The following is a 1,512-nucleotide window of genomic DNA, read 5'->3' as shown; positions in this document are numbered from 1 at the left end:
CAGCATCGCAGCGATCAGCAATCCCAAGACGGCCGCGATTCCGGTCCATTCCACCCATGAAAACCGTCTGCGTCGGCGCCGCGACGACGTTGCCTGGTCGTCTGACGCATCGGTGTCAGACGCATCGGTGTCAGACGCATTGGCCGCAGCGGCATCGGTGTCGGCGGCATCGCTTGGGGAGCCGGTGTTCGTCGACAGCAATTCCATGGCCGTCGTCGCGTCGAGCGTCTGCCAACCTGCGGGCAACGCGTCGGCTGCGGCGGGCTCAGCGCGTGGTTCCGGCGTGCTTTCGGCCTGCGGCTTCGCAGTCGGCTTTTCGGCCGGCTTGGTCGCCTGCTTTTTGGCCGAGCGTCCGGGCGCCAAAGTCTTTGCACGCGAGCGCCAGGAAGGGGGATCAGTCATTCGGCGTCCACACTCGGAGCTACTGCATCTTTTTGTTGTTAGCCGGCAATTTTAATCCCCAGTACCCGTTTCTGGTTTTCAGTCGTGGGCGAGGTAGTTGTTTGGCGATCAGTGCGGCTTGCGGATGAACCCCGACGTCTTGGTAGGTGCCGCGATGTTTGGCGGCAAGTTGCTTGAACGTTTGCGCGTTCTTTCCGCTGACCTCCATCCCCAGGGTGTGAACCACCACTTTCTTGTTCGGTCGCTCGCTGAAGTACCGGGAGGCTCCGTCGGTGAACGCTCCGTCGCCGAGCACGAACATGACGTCGGGATTGAGGTCGAACCCGAGCTGAAGCGCTTCTTTGCCGTTGGTTCTCAGGCACAGCGGTACAGTTTGCAACCACTTGACCAGCAGTTGCTTGTTCTGAGGCGTTGCGGGGACCAGCGTTTTTGGGGCGTAGGGATGAAACAACGGATAGGCGGTGTCGCTGTAGAAAATCACGTAGAACTTTTGACGTTTGTTGAGCTTGTCGACCGCTTTGACCAGTTCGTTCAGGGCGGTTTCGAAACGCCCCTGCGTCATGCTGTTGGAATTGTCGATCACGAACACAAAATCAATTGCCTCGGTCTTTGAACCGAAGAATTGCACCTTGGCTTTGGCCGGTTTTTCCATCGCCTCGCCATCGCCGGAGGAACTGGCCGGCGCCGCGAGCAGATTGCCGTCAAAGGAGTCACTCAAGTCGACCGACACAAATTGTTCGGTGACTTCCGACAGCACTTCGATCGACTCGCTGACTTCTTCGACCACCTCGTCAACCGGTTCGGTCACCTCCAACTCGACCTGCTCGATCACGACTTCTTCGATCGCATCTTCGACGGCGGTGGAGACGGTGATGATGTCCGGCTTGGTGATTTGCTCCTCGACCAAGAAGATGGTCGACAACAGCAACAACAACGCGACATGCAAGGCGATGCTCAATCCGCTGGTTCGAAACTGTGCCACCAATCCCTCACGCCGCTCGAACCACCACAGCCGCATCAGTGCAACGGGTTTCCAGATCAACGAGGCTGAGTCGACGTCCGCTCGCAGCTGCTCGTGCAAGGCCTGCTGCTCCAGCTCCGCACGGCGAT

The 1,512-nt window shown here is 59.0% G+C and carries 2 protein-coding genes; both read right to left on the bottom strand.

The window, feature by feature from the left end; translation table 11 throughout:
- Nucleotides 1-402: hypothetical protein (locus ABX749_RS32550; protein WP_372899701.1), on the bottom strand; the 402-nt coding region annotated here is incomplete at its 3' end.
- Nucleotides 403-421: 19 nt separating this feature from the next.
- Nucleotides 422-1,512, bottom strand: a 1,091-nt coding sequence (locus tag ABX749_RS32545; protein WP_372899700.1) for a VWA domain-containing protein, incomplete at its 5' end; no start/stop codon positions are given.

It is taken from the genome of Stieleria sp. (assembly GCF_041595215.1).
GTDB lineage: Bacteria > Planctomycetota > Planctomycetia > Pirellulales > Pirellulaceae > Stieleria > Stieleria magnilauensis.
This window is presented reverse-complemented; position numbering and strand designations above follow the sequence as displayed.